Source organism: Parabacteroides sp. AM17-47 (assembly GCF_003434625.1).
Classification (GTDB): domain Bacteria; phylum Bacteroidota; class Bacteroidia; order Bacteroidales; family Tannerellaceae; genus Parabacteroides; species Parabacteroides distasonis.
Window position 1 is genome coordinate 191,351 of record NZ_QTLI01000007.1, and the last position, 25,498, is coordinate 216,848.

General features: G+C 44.9%; 24 protein-coding genes. 12 read left to right on the plus strand and 12 right to left on the minus strand.

Features of this window, described 5'->3' with window-relative positions:
* Positions 1-35: 35 nt before the first annotated feature.
* Complete coding sequence (locus DW205_RS07455) at positions 36-659, plus strand: DUF4923 family protein (protein WP_005864805.1); 624 nt, start codon at positions 36-38, stop codon at positions 657-659.
* A gap of 6 nt (positions 660-665) precedes the next feature.
* Entirely contained in the window at positions 666-2,033 is a 1,368-nt protein-coding gene (locus DW205_RS07460; protein ID WP_005864807.1) for an MFS transporter, read from the plus strand.
* On the opposite strand, the gene DW205_RS07465 is transcribed toward DW205_RS07460, so the two are convergent.
* The 4 genes from DW205_RS07465 to DW205_RS07480 all read right to left on the minus strand — a co-directional run bounded on the left by DW205_RS07465 (position 2,004) and on the right by DW205_RS07480 (position 8,218).
* On the minus strand, positions 2,004-4,148 hold the full coding sequence (locus DW205_RS07465; protein WP_005864809.1) for an HRDC domain-containing protein: 2,145 nt from the start codon (positions 4,146-4,148) through the stop codon (positions 2,004-2,006). The genes DW205_RS07460 and DW205_RS07465 overlap by 30 nt on opposite strands.
* A gap of 92 nt (positions 4,149-4,240) precedes the next feature.
* Positions 4,241-4,603 carry an MmcQ/YjbR family DNA-binding protein gene (locus DW205_RS07470; RefSeq protein ID WP_005864811.1) on the minus strand — a complete coding sequence of 121 codons (363 nt, stop codon included), beginning with the start codon at positions 4,601-4,603 and terminating at the stop codon, positions 4,241-4,243.
* 21 nt (positions 4,604-4,624) lie between these two features.
* Positions 4,625-6,592 (minus strand): alpha-L-arabinofuranosidase C-terminal domain-containing protein, encoded by a 1,968-nt coding sequence (locus DW205_RS07475; RefSeq protein ID WP_005864813.1) that lies wholly within the window; start codon positions 6,590-6,592, stop codon positions 4,625-4,627.
* A gap of 27 nt (positions 6,593-6,619) precedes the next feature.
* Positions 6,620-8,218, minus strand: a complete 1,599-nt coding sequence (locus DW205_RS07480) for an aspartate:alanine exchanger family transporter (protein WP_005864815.1) — start codon at positions 8,216-8,218, stop codon at positions 6,620-6,622.
* Between the two features lie 130 nt (positions 8,219-8,348).
* Between DW205_RS07480 and truA the strand changes: the two genes are divergently transcribed.
* From truA to DW205_RS07495, 3 genes are read left to right on the plus strand one after another with little or no spacing between them, the layout of a single operon-like run.
* Positions 8,349-9,107 carry a tRNA pseudouridine(38-40) synthase TruA gene (gene truA / locus DW205_RS07485; protein ID WP_005854725.1) on the plus strand — a complete coding sequence of 253 codons (759 nt, stop codon included), beginning with the start codon at positions 8,349-8,351 and terminating at the stop codon, positions 9,105-9,107.
* A 3-nt stretch (positions 9,108-9,110) separates the two neighbouring features.
* Positions 9,111-10,007, plus strand: coding sequence for a DMT family transporter (locus DW205_RS07490; RefSeq protein WP_005864820.1), 897 nt, complete (start codon positions 9,111-9,113; stop codon positions 10,005-10,007).
* 11 nt (positions 10,008-10,018) lie between these two features.
* On the plus strand, positions 10,019-10,648 hold the full coding sequence (locus tag DW205_RS07495) for a DUF3256 family protein (protein ID WP_005864822.1): 630 nt from the start codon (positions 10,019-10,021) through the stop codon (positions 10,646-10,648).
* A gap of 109 nt (positions 10,649-10,757) precedes the next feature.
* Here the strand turns inward: DW205_RS07495 and DW205_RS07500 are convergent, their stop codons facing one another.
* The 5 genes from DW205_RS07500 to DW205_RS07520 all read right to left on the minus strand — a co-directional run bounded on the left by DW205_RS07500 (position 10,758) and on the right by DW205_RS07520 (position 14,645).
* Positions 10,758-11,600, minus strand: coding sequence for a PepSY-like domain-containing protein (locus DW205_RS07500; protein ID WP_005864824.1), 843 nt, complete (start codon positions 11,598-11,600; stop codon positions 10,758-10,760).
* A gap of 49 nt (positions 11,601-11,649) precedes the next feature.
* The gene (locus DW205_RS07505) at positions 11,650-12,093 is read right to left on the minus strand and encodes a PepSY-like domain-containing protein (protein WP_005864826.1); all 444 of its coding nucleotides are present in this window, start codon (positions 12,091-12,093) and stop codon (positions 11,650-11,652) included.
* Between the two features lie 67 nt (positions 12,094-12,160).
* On the minus strand, positions 12,161-13,432 hold the full coding sequence (locus DW205_RS07510; protein WP_005864828.1) for a HAMP domain-containing sensor histidine kinase: 1,272 nt from the start codon (positions 13,430-13,432) through the stop codon (positions 12,161-12,163).
* A 2-nt stretch (positions 13,433-13,434) separates the two neighbouring features.
* Positions 13,435-14,115: a response regulator transcription factor gene (locus tag DW205_RS07515; protein ID WP_005854737.1), complete on the minus strand. Its 681-nt coding sequence runs from the start codon at positions 14,113-14,115 to the stop codon at positions 13,435-13,437.
* Between the two features lie 77 nt (positions 14,116-14,192).
* Positions 14,193-14,645, minus strand: a complete 453-nt coding sequence (locus tag DW205_RS07520; protein WP_005864829.1) for a PepSY-like domain-containing protein — start codon at positions 14,643-14,645, stop codon at positions 14,193-14,195.
* A 69-nt stretch (positions 14,646-14,714) separates the two neighbouring features.
* Between DW205_RS07520 and DW205_RS07525 the strand changes: the two genes are divergently transcribed.
* From DW205_RS07525 to DW205_RS07540, 4 genes are read left to right on the plus strand one after another with little or no spacing between them, the layout of a single operon-like run.
* Complete coding sequence (locus DW205_RS07525) at positions 14,715-15,266, plus strand: RNA polymerase sigma factor (RefSeq protein ID WP_005864832.1); 552 nt, start codon at positions 14,715-14,717, stop codon at positions 15,264-15,266.
* Positions 15,257-15,802 carry a hypothetical protein gene (locus tag DW205_RS07530; RefSeq protein ID WP_005864833.1) on the plus strand — a complete coding sequence of 182 codons (546 nt, stop codon included), beginning with the start codon at positions 15,257-15,259 and terminating at the stop codon, positions 15,800-15,802. The genes DW205_RS07525 and DW205_RS07530 overlap by 10 nt, the downstream gene beginning before the upstream one ends.
* Before the next feature lie 13 nt (positions 15,803-15,815).
* Positions 15,816-16,280 (plus strand): hypothetical protein, encoded by a 465-nt coding sequence (locus DW205_RS07535; protein WP_005864834.1) that lies wholly within the window; start codon positions 15,816-15,818, stop codon positions 16,278-16,280.
* A 21-nt stretch (positions 16,281-16,301) separates the two neighbouring features.
* Positions 16,302-17,207, plus strand: a complete 906-nt coding sequence (locus DW205_RS07540; protein ID WP_005864838.1) for an outer membrane beta-barrel protein — start codon at positions 16,302-16,304, stop codon at positions 17,205-17,207.
* A gap of 47 nt (positions 17,208-17,254) precedes the next feature.
* Here DW205_RS07540 and DW205_RS07545 read toward each other — a convergent pair whose 3' ends face one another.
* On the minus strand, positions 17,255-18,307 hold the full coding sequence (locus DW205_RS07545; RefSeq protein WP_008778167.1) for a hypothetical protein: 1,053 nt from the start codon (positions 18,305-18,307) through the stop codon (positions 17,255-17,257).
* A gap of 191 nt (positions 18,308-18,498) precedes the next feature.
* Between DW205_RS07545 and trxA the strand changes: the two genes are divergently transcribed.
* The 3 genes from trxA (at position 18,499) to DW205_RS07560 (ending at position 20,600) form a co-directional block, all read left to right on the plus strand.
* Entirely contained in the window at positions 18,499-18,969 is a 471-nt protein-coding gene (gene trxA / locus DW205_RS07550) for a thioredoxin (RefSeq protein ID WP_005864842.1), read from the plus strand.
* 119 nt (positions 18,970-19,088) lie between these two features.
* On the plus strand, positions 19,089-19,925 hold the full coding sequence (locus DW205_RS07555; protein WP_005864844.1) for a helix-turn-helix domain-containing protein: 837 nt from the start codon (positions 19,089-19,091) through the stop codon (positions 19,923-19,925).
* A 93-nt stretch (positions 19,926-20,018) separates the two neighbouring features.
* Positions 20,019-20,600: a DUF417 family protein gene (locus DW205_RS07560; RefSeq protein WP_005864846.1), complete on the plus strand. Its 582-nt coding sequence runs from the start codon at positions 20,019-20,021 to the stop codon at positions 20,598-20,600.
* Between the two features lie 26 nt (positions 20,601-20,626).
* Here the strand turns inward: DW205_RS07560 and DW205_RS07565 are convergent, their stop codons facing one another.
* The gene (locus DW205_RS07565; RefSeq protein ID WP_005864847.1) at positions 20,627-22,141 is read right to left on the minus strand and encodes a RagB/SusD family nutrient uptake outer membrane protein; all 1,515 of its coding nucleotides are present in this window, start codon (positions 22,139-22,141) and stop codon (positions 20,627-20,629) included.
* Between the two features lie 33 nt (positions 22,142-22,174).
* A complete protein-coding gene (locus DW205_RS07570) occupies positions 22,175-25,261 on the minus strand; it encodes a TonB-dependent receptor (protein ID WP_005864848.1) in 3,087 nt (1,028 codons plus the stop codon).
* Positions 25,262-25,498 lie beyond the last annotated feature (237 nt).

Below are 25,498 nucleotides of genomic sequence, written 5' to 3' on the forward strand. Positions count from 1 at the left end.
TGGCCGATTTTTCTAATTGAGTAAAAAACAAAGAGATGAAAAAGTTACTATGTATGTGGCTGGCCGTATGCGGCCTTTTGTTGATTCCCGGAAACATGAAGGGACAGTCCTTGAAAGATATCTTAAATTCATCTGCCGTAAAGAACGCCGTGACTTCTGTCACCGGAGGGAAAGCCGTGACTTTCGAGAATTTACAGGGAACTTGGATGTATGTGAACCCTGCCCTGCAACTGGAAGGTGATAATGCCTTGAAGAATGTAGCGGGAAGCTTGGCGGCTACCGAGGCAGAGAAGAAAATGAAGGAATATTGCGCGAAAGTAGGTATCGTGGAAGGTGTATTTAATTATGTCTTTAATTCGGATAGTACGTTTACGAGCGCATTGAAAAGGGGAAGCCTGAAAGGTACTTACTCGGTGAGTCCGGAAGATAAAACGGTGACGTTACGGTATACGGTGGGTAATAAGAAGCTGACCGTTTCTACGCTTACCGCCCATGTCATCCTTTCCGGTAATGAGCTGACATTACTTTTTAACGCGGACAAATTACTGAAGTTCTTGAGCACGGTTTCTTCTATATCCAGCAATACGACCTTGAAAGCCATCAATAAGTTGGCAAGTGAATATGATGGCATGATGCTGGGTTTCGATTTGAAGAAATAATGTAATATGATACGATTTATACCGAGGCGTTATTGGGCAGTAATAGCGGTTGCGTTGGCATTAATCATGTCCGTGTTGGACGGCACGATTGTCAACGTGGCGCTTCCTACCTTGTCCCGTGAATTCGGGACATCCCCTTCCACCACGATCTGGATTGTCAACGCTTATCAGCTGACGATTACGATGTCTCTTTTATCGTTCTCCGCTTTGGGAGATATTTATGGATATAAGCGGATTTTCTTGATCGGGACGACAATATTCTGCTCAACGTCATTATTTTGTGCCTTATCCTCGTCTTTCGCCATGTTGACGGTCGCGAGAATATTGCAAGGGATCGGAGCCTCGGCTATCATGAGCGTGACGACCGCTTTACTTCGTATTATTTATCCTCCTCAATATATAGGGCGGGGAATGAGTATCAATGCCATGGTCGTGGCGGTATCGATTGCTGCCGGGCCGTCGTTGGCGGGCGCTATCTTATCAGTCGCTTCTTGGAATTGGTTGTTCGCTATCAACGTACCTTTAGGGATTTGCGCGATTATAACGGGTTATTTTCTTTTGCCTCAAAATCCTTGCAAGGATGGGCCGAAACGAAAGTTTGATAAGATCGGTGGAATCTCGAATGCCTTGACTTTCGGATTGCTGATTTATTCGTTGGAAGGCATCGCCCATCATGAGAACTGGAGAATGATCGCTTTACAGGTTCTTCTTCTATTGGTGATCGGAACATTTTTTATCCGCAGGCAACTACGGCAGGAGGTTCCGATATTGCCATTGGACTTGATGCGGATTCCGATATTCGCCTTGTCCGTATTATCCTCGATTACTTCATTTACGGCACAGTTGTTGGCGATGGTATCATTACCCTTTTATTTGCAAAATGTAGCCGGCAGAAATGAGGTGGAGACGGGGCTGCTGTTGACTCCTTGGCCGGTAGCGACGATCTTGACCGCTCCGGTAGCCGGGAGGCTGATCGAGAAATATCATCCCGGATTGTTAGGCGGTATCGGAATGGTGGTGTATGCGACCGGACTTCTTCTATTGGCTTTATTGCCGGGGCAACCCACCAATATGGACATCGCTTGGCGATTGATGCTTTGCGGTATGGGCTTCGGCCTGTTCCAGACCCCGAATAATAGCACGATGATATCGGCCGCCCCTCGTTCCCGGAGTGGCGGGGCGAACGGTATGCAAGGTACGGCACGACTGTTGGGGCAAACGCTGGGGACGACATTTGTCGCTTTGATCTTTAGTGTTACCTCTGCGACCTATAGTATGCCGGTTTGTATGTATGTAGCGGTCGGTTTCGCTTTAGTCGCCGCTATCGTGAGTTGTCTCCGTATCTCACAGCCCGTTCCCATGCGTGGAAGGTGAGTAGGAAGATACGATTTCTAATAGGGTCTCACCATAGTTCTCTATGATCTTTTTGCCGATTCCGGGTATCTTCAACAGTTCTTTCGAGTTCGTGGGCAAAGTGTTGCAAACGCCAATTAAGGCTTTCTGTTGCAAGATCGTGTAAGGAGGCAACTCCTTTTCTACGGCAAGCTCGTATCTCCATTGTTTCAAACGGGCATATAGCTCAGGATGTAAGACATCCGTGGAGACGGGGATCTTTTCCGCTTCCGTCGATTTCCGTGTCGATTTCCGCTTGCTGGCAACAGCCGACTCCTCAATGTTCGCTTTAGCCTTGGCGGATAGATAGTCGATGAGACGAAAACCATCTTGGCAGGCTTTTAATGTAGCGACCTTGATCGTAAGCTCATCGCTGAAAGCTTTTAATGCGGATGTAAATGCCTTACGGGCCTCTTTATTGTCGATCTCTACATCGGAAGCCTCTATCAAAGGGAGGCAATAGGTCTCGATCTTTTCCAGAAAGTAAGCGCAACCTTTTCGGATGCGGTCTTGTATATGCTCGTCCGTATCATAGAGATTCGTACTGGAGATCATACGGGTGAGTTGCTGGCAGAAACGTTCGCCTACTTCTACTATATCCGAACGGAAATAATCCCGTACCCGGGGATATTGGTTGCTTAATTCCGGGTATAGTTTTTGCAGATGGGTGTATGCCGCGTAAGATGTATATTGCAACTTTTGTTGTACGGGATTGAAGTCGAATAGCTCGGTTGCCAATCTCAAATAATACTGTTGTTGGGCTTGACGCAGTTGGTCTTCACACGGTTGACGCTCCGAGAGGGAAGAGGTATAACTTAATATCTTCTCATCGCTAATCATGGCGTTTCGAGTGATCGGGCTACTTAATACCATTCCTTCCAATGTCTTGCAACGGCTCAAGGCAACGTAGACTTGTCCGTGTGAGAAGGCGGCGGATGCGTCGATGATGGCATGTTCAAAAGTCAAGCCTTGGCTTTTATGGATCGTGATCGCCCAAGCGGTTTTCAGTGGGTATTGGCTGAAAGAGCCGGCGATTGTTTCCGTGATATCCTTCGTGTTCTCGTCGATCGTATATTTCACGTTTGTCCATGTCTCCCGGTCTACGGTGATATCGTTTCCTAATTCGTCGGATACGATAATCTTGCTCGGGCTGATGAAGACAATTCGGCCGATCTTTCCGTTATAATATCTTCTTTCGCCGGAAGAGTCGTTTTTTACGAACATGACTTGAGCGTCTTGCTTTAGCTCCAATACCTCGTCGGTCGGGTAGGAGTAAGCCGGAAAGTCATCCTTGATCTCTGCCTTATACGTATAAGCCGGGCCGGGTAATTCTTGCAATTTCCGGTTATTGATTTGCTGGGCTTGATAATTATGGGTTGTCAGCGTGATATAACCCGCTTTGTCATTTGGTTTAAAATTGGGGATATAACGTTGGTTTAAGGTGTGTAGCGTATTCTCGTCGAAGCGGTTTTCCCGGATATTGTTCAATAAGCGTACGAACGTATTGTCCGCTTGGCGATATACTTGAGTTAATTCGATGCAAAGATAATCACTTTCGGAAAGAGCCTTACTGTCAAAAAAGAAGGGAGAGGCGTAATGTTCTCTCAACAAATTCCATTCGTCCTCCTTCGCTACGGGGGCTAATTGTTGTAAATCTCCGATCAATAATAATTGAACGCCCCCAAAGGGTTTATTCCTATCCCGGTAACGACGTAGCATATCACTGATAGCGTCCAGCAAATCGGCACGTACCATACTGACCTCATCAATAACGAGCAGGTCCATACTACGGATGATATTGATCTTATCCCGGCTGAATTTATGAGAATAGGATTTATTTTGCCCGGAGGCCATTTCGCTACCCGGTATATACGGTCCGAAAGGTAGCTGAAAGAAGGAGTGAATGGTTACCCCTCCCGCGTTAATCGCCGCCACTCCGGTAGGTGCTACCACAATCATCCGTTTTGGGGAAGTATCTTTAAGTTTTTTCAAGAATGTGGTCTTTCCTGTTCCCGCTTTTCCGGTAAGGAAGATGTTGGTTCCGGTATTTTCCAGATAGTTGAAGGCAAGGTCCAATTGTAAATTTGTTTGCATCATATTTAAGTCGTTTAGGTGAATTCACAAATGTACGTATAATCTTTCAAACGTCCTTCTCAAATGGAAAATAAACGGAGTAACTGCGCTAAAATCTACATCCCTTTTTCCTTTTTAGGAAGAGATTGATATACGATATCGTAGGATTGTTTTATAAGCTCTTTGATCTTGTTGTCGGGTACATCTTGATTAAAATAGACACTAATCCAGTATTTTTTATTCATATGCCAACCGGGTGTTATTCCTGAATATCGGGCTTGTAATTCACCCGACTCATTGGGATCGCATTTAATACAACAAAAATCAAATACTTCGATATTCACAAAACAAAACCATTTACTTCCTACATAAAAGCAAAGAACGTCCCGACTGTATTTATCAGGGACATTCGTGAAAGGCATTTTTTCATAAACACCATTCAACGAAAGGCAATATTCCCTAAACTTTTCAATATTCATAACTTTCGTATGTATGATAGATTATAGCGATATCCTATAGACTAAGAAACTTAATGGTTGGATGGAGACTTCAGTAACGGGAGCCTCTAGTTCCACCGCTGATTCAATGGGTATGACTGTTTCCGGTTTACCCAATGTATTCTTCGCTTCCAGGTCTGAGGCATGTAAGACTGTCAACTTTCCTTTATGCTTGCCGGATGAGATTCCGTTTAGGTTTAATTTGATCTTTTTGCTCTGGATGCTGGTATTGACGATTTTGATGATGAACTCGTTTGTGCCTTTGTCGAAAGCGGCTGTGGCGAATAGCTCGCTTTGCCCGGTAACGGCTTCTTTGTTCATCGTCAGGGGCAATACGTTTGTTCCGGCATTGTGCCCGTATAATTGTTGTACATAGTAGTTAGGAGTTTTCACGATGTTTAGGTTGTCGAACCAGATTAAGTCCGGACGCCATTGCCACGCATCGACATGTGCGAATAAAGGGGCGTATGTGCATAATTCGACCACGTCGGCATTTCGCTCAAGACCGGTCATAAACGCAGCCTCGCATAATGCGGTCAGGAAGCTATTCTCCCGGTTAGTCGGGTGGCAAGCATATTCACCGGCGAACACTTTGGGACCTTGCCGATCATACGAATCATATCGTTTGGCACTATTTAGGAACCATTCAGGTGAGCGATAGAAATGTTCATCCACCAGATCTACTTTTAAGCGTTTCATCTCCGGCCATAGATATTCGAAATCTTTTCCTTCCGAATTAGGACCGGAACTACCAATGATTTTGATCTCCGGATATTTAGCTCGGATGGCTTTCACGAACGGCTCGAGGCGTTCGGGATATAACGGTCCCCATTGCTCGTTACCGATAGCGATAAATTTCAGATTAAAAGAAGCCGGATGCCCCATATCTGCACGCATTTTGCCCCATTGGGAGGTAACAGGGCCATTGGCGAATTCGATTAAGTCCAAGGCATCGTCTATATAAGGTTGTAATTTATCTACTGGCACATGCTGGTCCATGTCCTCATTCTCAAACTGGCATGACAGCCCGCAATTCAACACAGGCAAGGGCTCGGCTCCGATATCTTCGCTTAATTGGAAATACTCAAAGAATCCCAAACCGTAAGATTGATAATAATCCGGGAATTTCTTGTGAGGAAATGTATAATTCCACCGGTTGATATTGATAGGCCGGTTCTCTACGGGGCCTACCGTATTTTTCCATTGGTAGCGTGTGGCGATGGTTGTACCCTCAACGATACATCCACCCGGGAAACGAAAGATTCCCGGCTTTAGATCTTTCAACGCTTGTGCTAGATCGCGGCGTAGGCCGTTCGTGCGATTATTGAATGTCTTTTCAGGAAAAAGGGAGATATGTTCCAGATCCAAGGTACCTGCCGTTTCCATCGTGATGCGTAGGCGTGATTTAGCCTCGGTCGCTTTGGGAGACAAGATAACGGAATATTTCTTCCAGTCTTTTCCTTTTATCTCTAGGTGTTGTGTCTCATAAATATCGTTATCTCTATTTACCAATTCGATACGTAGTTTGATCGGGTTATTGGTCTCGGTACGGGCATATAAGGAAAAGTCGTAATTTTCATTAGCTTTTATACCGATACCTTTGAAGCCTTCGTTCTCTAGACCGGTTCCGGTGATTTGTCCGGCATAAGTCAGGTGTGCGTAATGGGAGTTTTTGTCGAAACAGGGATTCTTTTCAGCTATGCTTACATCACCGAAAGGTTCCCAACCTCCCCATGGATTCTCAAACTCGAAGGAGCGGTTCTTGATTAGTTCCGCATACAATCCTCCATCTGCCCCGAAATTGATATCCTCGAAGAAGATTCCATACATAGTTGATTGGATAGGCGCACCTACATTCTGTACATCGATGTCAAACTCATACACAGGCACGATGTCTTGTACGGTCATGCAGTTTATACCGACACTTAAGAGGAATAAAGCCGCAGTTTTTTTCATGTTCTTTCTTCTCATATTCTGTGTTTTTCAATAAATAAAGATTTAGACAATCAAATTCGCTATCATCTGTATAAACAAGATCAGGAATACCATCGCTATCGGATAAACTGTCGCATAAGCCACGCTTGGGGCTGGGCTGTCTGTCATGGAATCCGCGGCGGCAAGCCCCGGGGTACTGGTCATACCGCCGGCGATTGTTCCGACTAAATCGAGAATGTTGATCTTAAAGAAATAATATCCGGCTAATACAGCTACGATCATAGGGATCATTGTTATAGCGATACCGACTCCGAATAACGTTAAACCGCTTGATTGGAAAGTGGAAACTAGGTTTACACCGGCAGATGTCCCTACTTCGGAGAGGAATAGTAATAATCCCAATTGGCGAAGCAGGTTATTAGCGGAGCCGGACATAGACCAAATGATCGGGCCTGTTTTTCCGATGGCGCTTAATATCAAGGCAACCATAAGGATACCGCCGGTCAGTCCCGGAGAGAATGAGAAAGAATCCGAGAAGGATATATTTAATTTTCCAAACAATACGCCCAATACGATACCCATAGCGATCGGGAAAAAGTCCGTATCCGAAAGACGTTTCTCATCATTGCCGATGAATTGGGCGAGTTCGTTTACGCTTTCTTTCTCGCCGGCGACCATCAACTTATCTCCAAACTTCAACACTAAATTAGGTTCCGGGGAAAGGTCGATTCCGCTTCGACGCACACGGGTTACCGTACAGCCGAAAGTGCCTTGTAAATTTAAATGCCCTAGCGATTTATTGATAATGCTCTTATTGGTAAGTAACAAGGATTGCAAAGTCTGTCCGCCACTTAACGGTAAATCTCCCTCGATACGTTCTCCCAACAATAATGTCAGTTGCTCCAAGGCTTTGTCATTACCTACGGCCTTCAATAAATCACCCTCGTGAAGTGTGGTATGGGGAGTTGGCATAGAGATGACATTGTTGTGCTTGATACGGGAGACTACCGCTCCGGTCATGGCCCGTACCTGCAATTGAGCCAAACTCTTTCCGCAGATATTTTTATTCGTGACTTTAAATGCGGCGGTATGTAACGTTGGATATTGGCTTTTCCGTTGGGTTTCCAGCGTTTTAGCCTCGGCTATCAAATCCTTGCGAAGTATTTTGGGTAATAGTTTCACGAAAAGGATCACACCGATTACGCCGAACGGATAAGCGATACCATAGGCGATGGATGCGGCGGATGATTGCGTGGAGTCGATCGCTACTGCCAAACCGGGCGTACTCGTCAATGCCCCGGCGATCAGACCGACGATACTCGGGGTATCGATATCCAAGATATACTTGAATAAGATTCCTGTCAGGCATGCCGAACCGACAATTAATAACGTCAGGATAATGAGTGTCTTGCCTTTGGAACGGAAGGAGTCGAAAAATCCGGGGCCCGCTTGGATACCAATGGTAAAGATAAATAATACCAGCCCCATATTCCCTAATTCCTTAGGTATGATAACCCCGAAATGACCGAATAGCAAGGCGATGAAAATAACTGCCGATACGTCTAGCGAAAGACCTTTGATCTGTATCCGTCCTAGCATGAATCCAAGCGCTATGATCAGGAACAGGGCAAAATAAGAAGACTGAAGTAATGTTTCAAACATGTCAGATTGTTTTGAAATGAAGCTATTAATGATGCAAAATTAAACTTTTTAGTCCATTTAGGCAATGGCTTTGCTGGATTTCTGTACCTTTGTGCCACATTTTAGAAAAGATAAAGTAAAGAGCATAAGCGTGAGACGATATTTTATATATCTGGGATATAACGGAAAGAATTTTCGGGGCTGGCAGATCCAGCCGAATGGTATGACGGTGCAGCAATCTATAGAGGAGGCCTTGGCCATCTTGATGCGTAAGCCCGTGCCTATTGTGGGGGCCGGCCGTACCGATGCCGGTGTACATGCCCGCTTAATGATCGCCCATTTTGATTGGGAAGGACCGATCGAGGATTTGGCTTTCCTTGCGGAAAAATTAAATAGGCTGCTGCCTAAAGATATCGCCGTTTATAAGATCGTGCCTGTCGTACCGGAAGCGCATGCCCGCTTCGACGCCACTTCACGAACCTATAAATATTATATTACGACCAGGAAAGATCCGTTTAATTATGAGCTGGTTTATAAGCTTCCCGGTCGTTTGGATTTCGAGGCGATGAACGAGGCGTGTAAGGTCTTATTCGATTATATCGATTTTACGAGTTTCAGTAAGTTGCATACGGATGTAAAGACGAATAATTGCCATATCCAACATGCGGGTTGGACGCAAGAAGGGGATATTTGGGTGTTTACGATCCGTGCAGACCGTTTCCTTCGTAATATGGTGCGTGCGATCGTTGGTACTTTATTGGAAGTCGGAAGAGGACGTTTAACGATAGACGGCTTCCGAAACGTGATTGAGGCAAAGGATCGTTGCAAGGCCGGAACCTCCGTGCCGGGACATGCCCTGTTCTTGGTAGACGTCACGTACCCGGAAGAACTCTTTCCAGTGGAGGGTTAAATCATGTGGTTAGCTCTAGCCTTCCTCTCTGCCTTTTTGTTAGGTTGTTACGAGGTCAATAAGAAAATGTCGTTAAATGGGAATGCCGTTATTCCCGTTTTATTCTTCAATACGCTCATAAGCAGTTTGATTTTCGTCCCGTTCATCTTGCTCTCTTTTTATACGGATTGCTTGGACGGGACGATGGTGTATGTACCCCGTGCCTCTCTGGAGGATCACGTGAAGGTGTTGATAAAAGCGGTGATCGTCTTATCCTCTTGGATATCGGGGTATTTTGCCTTGAAACATTTGCCGCTGACGATAACTGGGCCGATCAAGGCCAGCCAGCCCGTGCTTACATTACTGGGTGCGATGCTTCTGTTCGGGGAACGGCTGAATCTATTTCAATGGGTCGGAGTCTTGCTTTCTATCGCTTCCTTTTATCTCCTTTCCTCATCGGGGAAGAAAGAGGGGATTCATTTTGCCCATAATAAATGGATCTTCTTCACGGTCCTGTCTATCTTGACCGGGGCGATGAGCGGATTGTATGATAAGCATTTGATGCGTAGTATGGATGTAATGACGGTACAAGTCTGGTTTAATGTCTATCAATGTGTTATCATGTCATTTATCCTGTTGTTTCTATGGTATCCGAACCGGAAAAAGAGCACGCCTTTCCAATGGCGATGGAATATCATCTTTATCTCCGTATTCTTATGCGTGGCGGATTGGGTATACTTTTATGCTTTGACATTCCCGGATTCCATGATCTCGATCGTATCGATGGTACGTCGGAGTAACGTATTGGTGACATTCTTGGCGGGAGCCATCTTCTTCCATGAAAAAAACTTAAAGAACAAGGCGATCGACTTATTCCTTGTGTTGTTAGGAATGATATTCCTATATTTGGGGACAAAATAGAAAATTAGATAATGAGACGAGTTATAGTTACGTTGTTGATCTGTGTCTTTGCGTTGGGAATGAACGCACAAGATATGACAAGTGTGTTCACGGCGATGCCAGACCAATACATTCCTCAATTGGAGCACGCTTGGCGAAAGGATTTGGTGGATCTTTATACTTCAGGAAAAGAATCCCGGCTGAAAAATACGATGAATGGCTTTTCTACCTTGCAAAAGCTAACGAACGATTACCTTTTGCTACAGACTACGGAGCGTAGCACGGTAGAGATGAAATTACTTCCCTTGGTAAACAATACCTACGTGGTTTGTATGATCTCTACGGTAAACGGCCCGGTTCCGGATAGCCGTATCGAGTTTTTCACGACCAATTGGGAGCCTTTGGCAACATCCGATTTATTCACGCAGCCAACTTCCGATTGGTATATCAAGCAGGGAATGGATAAGAAAGACGAAGCCTATCAAGAGGCCGCCTCACATTTGGATATGGATTTAATTCAATATCGATTGAGTCCGGATGATCAGACTTTGACCGCCATTTATACGACTCCTCAGTATCTGAGCCAAGAGGCTCGTGAGAAAATAGAGCCGTATCTCAGTGAACCGAAAGTCTATACGTGGCAGAAATATCATTTTCAGTAATTCTTTCCTTATCCATCCACTCCGATATAGTTCATGAGGTTTTACTGCAACCCGCTTTGCAGTACTACTGCACGTGGGTTGCAGTAGTACTGCGATAAAGAGTCTTTTTTTAATGGGTAGGAGAGACTAAGATCCCTTCTTCATTAAAAAGAATCGTTATATCTCGGTCTCCTTGCTCCAGCTCGAACTCATAAGAGAGTCCTTCCGCTTTTTGAATGACATGGATATCATCGATTCGATAAGAGGCATATGCGGAGGCCTTGAATGCGGTCATCACGATATCGGGTACTTGGGAAGAGCGTATTTCCCACTCTGTATATAACCATTTGTTCTGGGTATCCAGCCAAACTTCCTTATGGATATTCTCATGAAGGATATCCACCTCGGTACCTTTTGCCTCCGTATCTATCTCAAGGATTGTCGCTCCCGGATACATCTCTGAAATGAGTTCCTTAATAGCGCTGGGGGTAACGGAGGGACGATGCTCGTTGTCGCCGTTACCATCGGTTACTTCCTTGATGAGAATACCGCCTTCCGTATAATGTAGGTCTGCATCTTGCTCGCCATTTTCAACGTCGAGAACGTAAATGGTACCAGCGTCCGGACGTTCTAGCATATCTACATCGTCTATCTTCCATTTAGCGTATAGGCTTGCCTCGAAACTGTTTTTTACGGTTTGGGGCAAAGCCTTGTAAGGAAGATCGGTCTCTGTCAGCATCCAGTTGCCTTGCGGATCAAACCACGCTTCAGCCTCATATGAACCGGTGTAAAATTCTGCTTTGACATAGCCTGCCTCGTTCTCCCAACTGACACGTTGCGCATCCGGATATTTTGTGTCAAAGGCTTTTGTTACAATACTCTCAGGTGTGAATTTGTCATCATCGTCATCACATGACATGAATACGAATGAGCTGCAAACCAAAGTTGCCATTATGAATGCTTTTGTTTTCATACGATTGATTTTAATTAAAAATATATTAATACTTATCTTAGAGTGTCTATTAGTCATCGATATCAATCAAGTTCCCTTTTAAGTCGAATGTCATCTCAAGACCGTTATCTAGCTTTATCTCATAATCCCGTATCTCTTTTTCTATTTTAACAACCTTATTCGATGAATAGTTTTTCTTGATAAGGTCTTGTATTACCTCCGGAATGATCGCTTGCGGGATAGGGAGCCCATGCCGTTTAATCTCTTTCCATTCTCCTTTATGGTTAAACTCAACATTGGTCCCGTCCGTGAGGATCACGTCGTAACTGCTAATCCGGATCAGATTTTTCTCTATTTGGATATGCGATACCGGGATGTCCTTAAAATGATCCGATATGAATTGGCGGCTGGAAACCGGCAATACGTTGGTGTCACTCGTGATCTTATCGTTGCCGGCACAAGCCATGACAGATAATAATGATAAGACTATCAGTAAATAATTGATCCTTTTCATATGCCTTGTTTTTTATTATACCGCAAAGAAAAGGATGCATTTTGGAAAAAATTGGGAATTTCGGCCGTTAATAGAATAATAATGTGAATGTATGCATACCATTTGCGTATTGGTAATCTATCCGGATCGAATATAGATCGACTATTGATTTGACAATGGCCAACCCAAGGCCCGTCGATTCTTGTTGTTTGCTTTGGCTGGCAAAACGGGCAAATAATAATTCCTTATCAAGGGTTTTGTCGATTCCCGTATTTGCGATCGTAAGCATACGGCGAGAGATCGTGATTCCTATATCCCCTTTCTCGTAATTATGGACATAGGCGTTTTTAATGAGATTGGTGATTAACGTAGTGGCCAGCGATTCATTCATGGTGCATACCAAACTCTCTTTTTCTGAAACTCGTAAGTGGAGAGCTTTTCTTTCGTATATGTCATTAATTCCTTCTAATATCTTATGGATAAGATGATTTAGGCAAATATCCCGGGTCTCGGGGAATTGTTTGTTATCTATCCGAGAAAGTAATAGGAGGGATTTATTCAACCGGATGATGCCGTTCAACGCTTGATGCAAGCCAGCGATCTCTTTCAGTTGATCTTCCGTGCAATCTGGATGTTCGCTTAATAATTCTAATTTGTTCATGCATACGGCCAATGGAGTTTGTAACTCGTGGGCGGCATTCTCTACGAAATGTCTTTGTTTGTTGTATAGCTTGTCACTCTGGTTGACGCTTTCTTGAACGGTCTCGTTTAATATCTTAAATTCCTCGATGGGTGTAGGGTTGTTTAATGGAGGATTATATTTGCCTACTTGAAAACTTTTCAGCCAGCTTAATAGCTTATATAAAGGCTTAAAGCTTCTTTTGAATCCTCGATGGATCACGAATAAGATGCAACTTATCAATGCGATATATAAGACGGCCATGCTCCAGATAATCGTCTCGATCATATCTTCTTGTTCTAAGGTGGATAACTCCAGCGTCAGTTCGTAGAATTTACGATCTTTTGTCATGAAATAAGTGCGTAAGGCACGAACCGGTTCGTATTCTTGCTCTATCTCTATGTATACCGTAGCATCGTAGAACTCGTCCTTATCTAGTTTCGCTTCGCTTTCCGGAACCTCACGAATGTAGTACCGGGTCATGATATCCACATGATCTTTCAGCAATGTGCTGTCCGCTAAGGCGGAGCGGATGATAATCTCTTTGTAGTTCTCAAGGCTGTCATTCGTCTCGTCTTCTACCTCATGTAGAATCATAAGGCAGAAAACACATCCCCAAGCGGCGAAAATGACCAATATGGGGACAAATAAATTGCGGAGGGTGTAATGGATTAGCTTCATATTTATTCCTCGTCGGTCATTTTGTAACCGAAGCCATAGACCGCCTTTATTTCGGGGATGGCTCCGGCGGCTTTTAATTTCTTTCGCAAGTTTTTTACTTGGCTATAGATGAAGTCGAAATTATCGGCTTGGTCTATATAATCTCCCCAGACGGACTCGGCTAAAGTAGCTTTGCTGATCAAACGGTTGGGGTTGGATATGAAATAGTAGAGCAGATCGAACTCCTTACGGTTCAATACGATCTCTTTCCCGTTTATATAGACGGAATGTTTATCGGGATATATCGTTAGGTTCGCTAAAGACAGTTGCAATTCCCCATCTTGTTGCTTGCGGCGGATAACGCTCTTGATGCGGGCGTTCAATTCCGCCAGATGGAAAGGCTTGGTCAGATAATCATCGGCCCCAAGATCTAATCCTGTAACTTTATCCTCGATAGAGTCTTTTGCGGAGATAATGATGATGCTGTCTTTCTTGCGTAAGGCCCTTAATTCCTTCAAAAGGGTAAGGCCGCTACCTCCCGGAAGCATGATGTCTAATACGATACAATCGTAATCATAATCATTTATTTTAAGAGAAGCTTCCCGGAAAGAGGAAGCGCTCTCTACCACATATCGTTCTTTCTCAAGAGAACGAACGATAACTTCTCTCAATGCGTTTTCATCTTCGACTACCAGAATTTTCATAGGCTAGCTTGTTAATCACACAAAGCTACTGAAATATTCTGGTAAAAATCTGGAATAAGAAAAGATTCAGTACCGTTCTACTTCAATAATTGGGCCTCTGAGTTAAACGTGAGGCGAACCTCATTGTTCTCATGCTCTAGTTTGAATACGTAAAATGTTCCCGAAGGCTTGTCTATTTGTGTCACCTCATCTATCTTATATTCATGATAAGCCGAATTTGTTAGGTTGTCCATGATGTCTACGGGAACATCTTCGGCATGGATATCGAATTTCGTACTTAGCCACTCGTTATTTTTGCCGAGCAGGACCTCTTTCTTAACGCCTTTATCCTTGATGTCGACTTCTACACCTGCGGCATCTTTATCGTAATCGGTAATGGTCGCCCCCGGATATTTCATCTGGATAACCTTTTGAATCGCTTGAGGGACCGATTTGTCATCGGAGCCTTGTTTCTTTTGTTGGCAACCTACGGTGAGGAATAAGCAGCAGCTCATGAATAAAATAGCTGTAAATGATACTTTTAGTTTCATAACGTTTAAGTTTTCTATTACAAACAAGCGGGTGACAGGCAAAGTTTTTTCCAAATAAGTTAATTTTCCATGATATGTTTTTCTTCCTTTGTCGTCTTGATTATAGAAATGGAACTTGAGACGTTTAAAATAACCGTACTACCTCTCCGGCAGAAGATGTTGAATTTCTCCCAGAGACTGGTTGAGGACACAGCCGAAGCTGAGGATGTGGTGCAAGAGGCATTCATAAAGCTTTGGTATATCCGGGAAAAACTGGATGCCTACCATAGCGTGGAGGCGCTGGCTATGCAGGTTACGAAAAATCTCTCATTGGATAAGATAAAGTTGCGAAAGCCGCAGGGATCGGAGTTGGAGAGCGTTACGTTGGTATCGGATGCGGTAAGCCCCGACGAACAACTGGAGCAAAGGGATGCCGCCGAATGCATACGGCACTTGATCGCCCAGTTGCCCGCTTTGCAGCAAACCATTATCCGGATGAAGGATGTAGAGGGCTATGAGTTAGCCGAGATTGCGGAGATCACGGCTACACCGGTCGAGAATGTCCGGGTGAATCTCTCAAGGGCTCGGAAAAAGATACGGGAACAGTTTTTACAATTAAATAAACAAGAGAAATGGACATAGACGAGTTATTAAACCGATATTTTGAAGGAGAAACCTCTTCGGAAGAAGAGCGGGAACTTCGAGCCTTCTTTACTTCCGGGAATGTTCCGGACAGGTTGGCGGTCTATACGCCTATGTTTACCTATTTGGAGGAAGAGAGTCGGAAGGAACGACAGCCGGATGAGGCATTGATTCCGATTGATGAGGATATCCTTTTTATGCTGGATGCGGAAAAGGTGGAGGAAAAGAAGACGTTTACTTTACGATCCGTGTTGTATTTGGTATCCGGTATCGCCGCCAGTTTCTTGCTGCTTTTGGGGCTTAACCATCTGTTGAATCCGGTAGATCCTTGTTTCTGTTCGGATAATTATGTCGTTATAAACGGTCGTTGTTATACGGATATTCATAAAGTTCGCTCCATGGCGCTGGAAGCTTTGCAGGAGGTGGCCACACCTGCGGACGAGTACTTTCCGGAAGCGGATCGTGATGAGGCCGACCGTATGATTATTGATAACCAATTGAACGAGCTTCGTTCTTTATTTGATGATAATGAATAAAAATACTGTAAATATGAGACGGTTCGAATACATGTTATGGTTGCTGGTGGCGGTATTTTGCTTAATGCCTTGTGGTGTCTCGGCTGCCGAGACACAGAAAGACTTGAAGATTCAGGAAGTCTTTCAACGATATGGCAAAAAACGTAATGTCACGATGGTGGAGTTGTCTAACGAGATGTTGGAAACGTATGGCATGACTCGTTATAAGAGTATTACGATCAAAGATGATCCGGAAGCCCTGCGGTTTACCCGCCAATGTCTGGAAGCGGACCAGAAAGGGGCCCGGAAGATCAAAGAGGTGACGGACGATGGAGGGGTAGTCTCCGCTTATTACCAGTTGAAGGGCGTAGAAGCAGATATCAACCGTTTTGTCCTTTTTAAGGTCAGCAAGAAAGGGGTAATAACCTTGGTGTACATTGAGGGAGATTTGGATAGTGATGATTTAATCACGCTATTATTTACGAAGAAAGATTTATAAACAAACAAAACAGATAGGAAGATGAAAAGAATACTTTTAGTCTTAATGGCTTGCTTCCCAGTAATCGGGTTGATGGCCGCTGAGGTTGAGCCTTTGGCTGGGGATACGATTATCACCCTTGAGAGAAAACGTATCGAGGTGAAAGATAATGGCGATCGCATGAAAGTCAGGGTGTATGAGGTAGACGAGGATGGTGATTCCGTGGACGACGAGTTGATCTTCGAAGGGCATTACCGGGACGGACAAAGCTATGAACGCCGTAAACACGTGAAGTCTATCAATATCCCTGTGCCTACTTGGGATAAGGACTTCAATCCGCATTGGGCCGGTTTTGGAATGGGCTTCGCGAACTTTGCGGATGGGAGTTTACATGTAAATGATGTAGACGGAGTCTCCCTTCGTAGTGGAAACTCATTGGAATATAATTTGAATGTATTGGAAAAAGCGTTCCCGTTCTCTCGGTATCGTTGGGCGGTGGTGATCGGTGCCGGTATGCGTTGGAGCCGTTACCGGATAGATACGAATGAGTATTTCAAGGAGATAGACGGTGTTACGGCTTTGCGTCCGGCTCCTGAGGGTGTTACGTTGAAAGCGAGTAAGTTGAATATCACGAGTCTGACCATTCCGTTGTTATTGGAATGGCAACCTAAAAAGCGTTCGAGTGAATTCTTCTTGTCTGCGGGTGTAGTCGGTGTGATCAAGACTTGTTCTTCCTCGAAGATCGTATATAATGACGCTTCCGGTAAAAAGCACAAAGAGAAAATGGATTCCGGTATGAATATCCGTCCGGTAACTATGGATTTCTTATTTCAAGCCGGTTGGGATTGGATCGGTCTTTACGCCAAGTACTCACCGATCGACCTCTTTGAAAATGGGAAAGGTCCGAAGGTGCATCCGGTTTCTATCGGCTTGCAGTTGCATTTGTAGATCGTTGAGGTTTTACGGAAAAAGAATGTACGATATGCCGGATCTTGTTAACCAAGGTTCGGCATCGTTTTTCTTTCTTGTTGGCGTAAATAGGATCGGTATCTATGGGAAGTACGTATGGGGGCGGGGACTAAGCAATAAATCAGATGTGATTTAGGCCATTTGTAACATTTTAAAAAAAGAACCATGGCGATGAAGATGAGCAGGGCAGCACCTATCATTACTTGCAATGGATACCCTATCAGCCCTTGGGGAGAAATGATCATCGGGACTAACGCGATCGCCCCGGCCGGAGCGAAAAATTTCCCCCACCACTCGAATAGGATAAATAAGCAGATGAAAAGGAAGAGGGCTACGACCGTCTCCGGTAAATGCAAATAAATATGTCCGATCAATTGGGAGGTACTTCCTAAGACAGCCGCTATTGCCAGCAGCAGGAAAGTTCCCAAGGGACGTCCTCGGAATCCGGCCTTCGAGGTGGAGAATTCCACGTACGTTACGATTAACGGGGGAAGGATACAATACAAATAACCGGTATGAATGGGAATTGCGGCGATAAGAGGTATCGTTGCCAGCAAGGTTCCCCATTTGAGGCAATTCTTCTTCGGGTCTCGTTGAACCGGGGTATAGGTAATCTCTTTTCTATACTTATTTTTCTCCATCCACTTTTGTCCGCCAACGACCACCAACGACATAACCGTCACGGCTATCGGATATACCCAACTCTCCGTCCCTAAAAGGATCGGGAGCATACAGGCTGATATCTGTGGAATCAATGTGGTCCGGGAGACTTGTAGGCATATCGCCGAGAACGCGAACGAGATACATAGATTTACGATCAAGGGAAAAGGAGAATAGCGTACGATACAGACACCGACGATGGCCCCGATCGACATTAACAGAACTAATTTAAGACGACTTACGGTCCATACTTTTTTATCTACGATCCACATTCCGATCGTGAGCGCCGCCATCTCCGGGAAGATAATCTCTTTCTCTCCCATAAGCTCAGAGACACCCACCATTAATAAGATCATTAATAAAGCGCAAATATATCGTTTACGTTGAACAGGGTCGTTGAATAATTGTTTATTGCTCATAATGTGTTCTTTGGGAAAACGTCGCAAAGGTACGGCATTTATCTTGAAAAAACTTATTTTATACTTTTTTGATGGGGATCGGGAAGTATTGCAAACTTATCCGGCGATATGGCCATTTCTTAATCGTGGAAATAAGATGAACTTTGCAATATAAATAGAAGACAAAGTAATAAATAAAAAGGAGGTTCAAGATGGGTTTTATTAAGGTCGGTGCCGTATTGTTCGCAAGTCTTTTGGTAGGAATGGCGAACGCTAGTAATGGAAATAAGAATAATAACAATAAAACAGAAAATAAAATGACAGTAACAGAATTAACACAAGAAGATTTCGTAAAGAAAGTGTATGACTTTGAGACAAACCCGAACGCATGGAAGTTCGAGGGTGATAAACCTGCGGTTATCGATTTCTATGCCACTTGGTGTGGCCCTTGTAAGATGATGTCTCCTATCTTGGATGAGATCAGCAAAGAGTACGAGGGTAAAATCAACATATATAAGGTGAATGTCGATAAAGAGGCGGATTTAGCGAGTGTTTTCGGTATCCGTAGTATTCCTTCTTTATTGTTTGTACCGATGAAGAAAGAACCGAGTATGGTTCAAGGGGCTATGCAGAAGAATGAGTTGAAGAAATTGGTTGATGATATTTTATTAGAGTCGAAATAACTCGTATAGTGTGTTTTGGGGATTAGTGACGCGGAAGTTTGCTGGGAATAAAGTGAACTTCCGCTTTTTGTTTATATAATATTGTTATCTTTATCCGTCTTAAAATCCGGAAGAAATCTATGGAATATATTTTTAATACTCGCTTAAGAGGTAATATAGCGTTGACCGATTCGTATCACACGAACCTTGCTTTGCAGAAAGATAATACGCTTTACAAGTTTATTTGGGTACAAAGCGGTTCGTTGCAACTGGAGATCGATCACGTACCGACTACCTTAGTGAAAGGTGAGATTATTCCCTTGACTCCTTTGCACCATATCGAGTTCAAGGCGATCAATGGCGAGTACTTGACCCTTCTGTTTAACAGTAATTTCTATTGTATTTTCGGACATGACAATGAGGTGTCGTGTAATGGTTTTCTTTTTAACGGGACTTCCAATGTGATGCAATTGAAATTGAGCGAATCCCAAGTTGCCTCTTTGCGCGATATCACAGACAGCCTAACGAGTGAGTACGCCATAAAGGATAATTTGCAAGAGGAGATGCTGCGTATCTTACTGAAACGTTTCATTATTTTGTGCACCCGGATCGCACGTGAGAAGTTTTCGGTAAGCCCGGAACGGGAAAAGGCGTTCGATATGGTTCGCCAGTTCTATGTATTGGTAGATAACCATTTTAAGGAAAAGAAGATGGTCCAAGATTATGCGGATATGCTGCATCGCTCCCCAAAAACCCTATCCAACCTTTTTACGACTTGCGGATTACCTTCTCCGTTACGGATCATTCACGAACGAATTGAGGCTGAGGCCAAACGATTGCTATTATATAGCCAGAAGAGCGCGAAGGAAATCACGGAGATCTTGGGCTTCGAGGATCAAGCCACATTCAGCCGTTTTTTCAAGAAAATGACGGGAGAAAGCGTCTCTGAGTACCGGAAAAGAGAGAAACGGGAATAATTGCTAACTCATCCGGTAAAATCGCCATTTACGGGATAGGTGTTTCTACCGATCTTTGCGGTATAAGTTCAATACTATAAAACAAATAATAAGATGAAAAAGTTGAATGACCTGTTTTACTCGTTTTTGCAAGTGGCGGCCTCTACTCAGAAGCTAGGTATTCATTTGATCCGTATATCGATCTTGATCATATTTGTGTGGATCGGCGGTTTGAAGTTCTGGAATTATGAAGCGGAAGGCATCGTTCCGTTTGTGGCGAACAGCCCTTTCATGAGTTTCTTCTATACGAAAAGCGCTCCCGAATATAAGACGTATAAATTAAAAGAGGGTGAGTTCGATCAAGCGAAGCATGAGTGGCATCAAGAGAATAACACGTATGGCTTCTCTCGTGGCTTGGGAATCTTGATCATGGCGATCGGTATCTTGACTTTCCTCGGCATTTTCTCGCCGAAGATCGGTTTGGTAGGAGCGGGGTTGGCTATAATCATGACGTTCGGGACGTTGTCCTTCTTGGTCACGACTCCGGAGGTCTGGGTACCTAATCTTGGCAGCGGGGAATTTGGTTTCCCGTTATTATCGGGGGCCGGGCGATTGGTGATAAAAGATACGGCGATACTGGCCGGTGCGATCGTGGTGCTGTCGGATTCGGCGCAACGGATCTTGAAAAAGAAATAAGCGAAACAAGAAAAAGGGGAATGGTTTTAATGCCATTCCCCTTTTTCTTGTTGGTTACGTTTATTCTGTACGATATTCGGGTTTGCGTCGATCTCGCTTTGCGGAATCGGGAGTGCTACCCGGGGATCGGAAGCGTTGATCACCTGTGCGTCGGTAGGTAATTGCGGCAAATGCCAACCGCCCTTGCGGATTACCGGAATATTGTTACGCATGTAATCAAAGAACGCATGTCCTTCGCCAACCAATTCTTTGCGGCGTTCTTTAAGGATTCTCTCTAGGGAAAGCTCGGAGTCGCTAACGGATTTATTGGGGTTGGCTCGGCTTACGATTTGATTCAGGTAGCCTAACGCCTCGCTACGTTTTCCTAGCTTGAAAGCCGCCTCGGCCGCATTTAAGTATATCTCGGACAGACGGATGATGCATAGGTCATTGTCTTGCGGATTGCCGGTCAATACATCTCCTGTTTTTCCGGGATACTTCGTCAGATATTTAGGATGTCCGGTCGAACCGGTTGGAAGGATATCCTCGTCCGGTTTTTGAGGTAAGCGGCATAAGGCATGGCGAACATCATCCGGGTCTTCACCCAGTAAATCCAAGAAATCTTTCGTCAAGACCAAATTGTTCCAATCTTTCACGTTATCGGCATATACCATGGGAGCGCCTTCTCCGCCACTACCGCCGGAAGGCTCGGTAAGCGTAAAGTAGAACTCGAACAGGGATTCGGAATTGAAGTCTTTTCCCCATACGGAGGTATACTCATCGTGCGTGAACAAGGTATAAAGACCTCCGTTATTGATTACTTCTTGAGCGTATTTAAGGGCGTTCTCGTTGTCGTTCATATATAAATAGATACGAGATAGAAGTGCTTTCACGCTCCATACATTTTGGTGACCGTCGGATTTGGTTGTAACAAGGTTGGGTAAGGCTTCGGTCAGGTCTTTGATCACTTGGTTGTAGCATTCGGCTACCGTGTTGCGAGACGGTTGGTGAGTCGGCAACTCCGTCTTGATCTCGATGGGCACACCCAAGGACGCCCCATTATCCAGTGTATAAGGCATGCCAAAGAGGCGGGTTAAATCGAATAAGGCCAAGCCACGCATAGCCAACGCCTCTGCTTTTATACGGGCGATTTCTTGCGTGTCGGAGGTTTGGACGTTACCGTTGTCTATTTTCTCGATTAAGCTGTTCGCTTGATGAATCACGATATAGGGTTGGTTCCATACTCTCGTGATATTAAAAGCGTCGTCGGCGGCTACGTTGAACAGATAGTACGGAGATACACGTCTGCCGGGACCTTTGTCAATACGAGCTTGTACGTCTTCGCCACGGCAGTCGGCATAATAGAGGTAGTTGTCTCCATAATAACTATGCTCGGATGCTATGCGATAGATTCCATTTAATGCGGTTTTAGCGTCTTCCAGTGACTGAATAGCGTTATCGCTGGTCACGGAAGTGGAGGGATCCAGATCCAGCCAATCTCCGGAGCAAGCCGTGAATAAGAAAGGAAGAGCGCTTACGATATATTTAATTGACCATTTCATTGTATTTCTTTTTTATCGAATGAATTGTTGTGTTTAGAAATTAACTTCCACGCCGAAGCTAAAGGTTCGCATGGGCGGTGTCTCACAGAATACCTCGCCGGATACGGGCACTTCCGGATCATATTGCTTCCATTTCGCCCAAGTCAGCAAGTTGCTGCCGGAGAAATAGACACGGACTTTATCCAGCAAGACTTTATCGGTCCAGTTATGAGGCAGGGTAAACCCGAACGTCAGGTTCTTTAACCGCAAGTGATCCGTACTATGTACGAAGCGAGAAGAACCACCGCTCACTTTGTCGGAGCGTCCCAATACGAAACGGGGAATGTCGGTGATATCACCGGGCTTTTGCCAACGGTCTAACTCATAGATGGGCAGGTTGCGGTTTCCTTCGCTGGCTCCGTCTGTCTCGATATACGTACCGGTCTTGTCGAAAGAATAGCCGCCCAATGAATAAGAGAGCGTAAAGGCCAAGTCGAACCATTTATAAGAAAGGATATTGGTAAGGCCTCCGGATATCTTCGGATCTACTTGTTTATAAGGAACCGCTTGCGCCTCATTGACATCTTGGGTCAAGGTGCGGTCTAGATTGCCATTCTCGTCTTCCGTATTTTTATAATACAGCGCATTTCCGCTCGAGGGATCTACCCCGGCGAATTCCTTTACATAGAATGTATTGAATGGCAATCCTATTTTCCGGATAAACCAACTACTTTCTACCACTTGATCGAGATTACCATCAAGGGCCACGATCTTATTCTTGTTATGTGTCAAGTTCAATACCGTAGTCCAATTAAAATCTGCGTTCGAGATATTCAAGGAACGAACCTCCAGCTCGACACCTTTATTGTTTAACTGCCCCAGATTACCCAGATAGTTCAGGAATCCGGTCGTGGCGCTGATCGGACGGTTGTAAAGCAAATCCTTGGTGTCACGATTGTAATACTCGAGCGTTACGAAGATGCGATCGATAAACGCGAGGTCTAGTCCGAGGTTCATATTATAGTTCTTCTCCCATTTTAGATTGGGATTGGCTTGTGTGCTTTCATACGAACCGGGGTTATCCATATAGTTCTTTCCGTAACTATATAAGCCCATATAACCGTAATAAGATCCCGGCTGATTACCGTTCACGCCATAAGAGGCACGGATCTTGACATCGCTCAACACCGGCTTTACGGCTTTCATGAAATCCTCGGCTCCCAGATGCCACATGCCTGAGACCGACCAGAAATTACCCCAGCGATGTTCCGGCGCCAATCGGGAACTACCATCCCGGCGGAAACTTCCGGCGATATAATACCGGTTGTCGTAATCGTAATTCAAGCGGGTTAGATAAGAAAGCAACCGATAATCCTGTGTAGAGGATACGAAACTGTTTATAACGGCGGCATTGTCCGGCTCGAATAATTGGTCGGACGGCATCTTGCTTTTCTCACCGGCGGCTTTATCCGTCTGGAAACTTTCCGCCTCATAAGCGGCTAGTACATCCAGATGATGTTTGTTGGCGAATGTCTTCACGTAGTTCAACGAGGTAGAAGAGATCAATTTCCCGTATTCGATAAAACCTTTGGACGATTGGGCATCGCTACCGCTCTTGGGACCCGCCCCGCTTAATGCGTTGAAATAGCGGGCATCCTTTTGGATGCTATAATCATAGCTGAGTACTTCCTTTAATTTAAGTCCTTTGATAATCTCTACCGCACCGTGCGCCGTACCGAAGATACGGGTCATACGAACCCGGTTATAGTCGGTACGCATATCCCGCAAAGGATTTACGTTCGTTCCGGGATAGGTATTGGCGTAGGAACCATCTTCGTTAAATACCGGGTAGGAGGGAGGAGTGGCTACCGCCATGCAATAGAAAGGATTGATACTGGATGTACGTTCCTCGTTCATCTCTTGATTCACTTGCGAGAACATGAGGTTCGCTCCGGCCTCGCCTCGTTTGCCGATCTTTTGTTGCACGTTAAAGCGTCCGGAGTACCGTTCCATCGATGAGTTCTCCACCAGACCCTCTTGTTTTTGATAACCCAAGGAGCTGTAGACCGTCGTGTTCTCGGAACCGCCGGAAATGGAAGCCTCATAATTTTGATGTACGGCCCGTCTCATCAACACGTCTTTCCAATCGGTATAGCCTAAAGCAGGAACAGAGGTGTATGCCCCGATATTGGCGTTGGCGTACTCTTCCGGAGTCTGGGTGAAAGATGCGGGATCTTTGGCGATCTGGTCTTGCGCGTAATTAACCAAGCCTTCATAAAGTAGTTCCCGGCGTTGCTCTCCGTTGAGGGTCGGGCGGAAGTCTACCGCTGCGTCCGAGAATCCGGCGCTAGCGTTCAACGTGACCCGGGTACGTCCTTTCGATCCTTGTTTGGTCGTGATCAAGATAACACCGTTGGCCGCACGGGAACCGTAAAGGGAGGCGGCGGCGGCATCCTTGATAACCGTGATATTCTCGATATCGGAGGGATTGATCGTGCTCATGATGTTGGTCTTGGCATTGTTCATGTAGGAGGCCTCCGATCCGCTTCCGGTACTTAGGTTGCCCGAGGTGACGGGAACTCCGTCTATCACAAACAAAGGTTCGTTCGATGCGTTGAACGAGCCCATACCACGGATACGGATGGATGCGTTCGCTCCCGGTTGCCCGGAGCTTCCCGTGATATTGACACCGGAGGTCATGCCTTGTAGTTTCTGTTCTATGGAAACCACCGGCATCTCTTTCAGTAGGTCAGCCCGTAAAGTGTTGGCGGAACCGGTAAAGGAAGAACGTGAGAAGTTACCGTAACCGGTTACCACGACCTCATCGAGGTTCATCGCCTCCGGTTGTAAAGCCACGTTTAAGATACCGCTTTTCGGGATAGATACTTGGGTCTGCTTCATGCCGATGTAATCGACAATAATGAATTTGGCGTCAGGATCAACTTCCAGCGTGAAATGTCCGTCGAGATCGGTCTCCGCTCCCGACAGGCTCCCTTTTACGATAACGGTCGCTCCGATCAGAGGCTCCTTGTCCTCTTGGGAAATCACCGTTCCCTCGATCTGTCTTTTTTGGGCATACGCTACCCCGGGCAATAGAAGTAGACATAGGAATAGTATGCCCCATGTTTTTACATTTCTCATCTCTTTTTGTTTAAAACGTCTTATTAATACCTATACTAACTAGAGGATTATCTGAAAAAGGCGTGCCAGATGTGATAAATCCTGTAGGTTTCTTTATAATTGTTTTCTTATGAGATTATTACGAAAAGCTTTGAATACGGGTGTGGAGGTGGCATTGTGTAATATTTCCTCATTTGATGTGCAATTTTTCTACACTACTTGTTATCTTTGTGAAAGATGATTTAATAGGATTCGTTT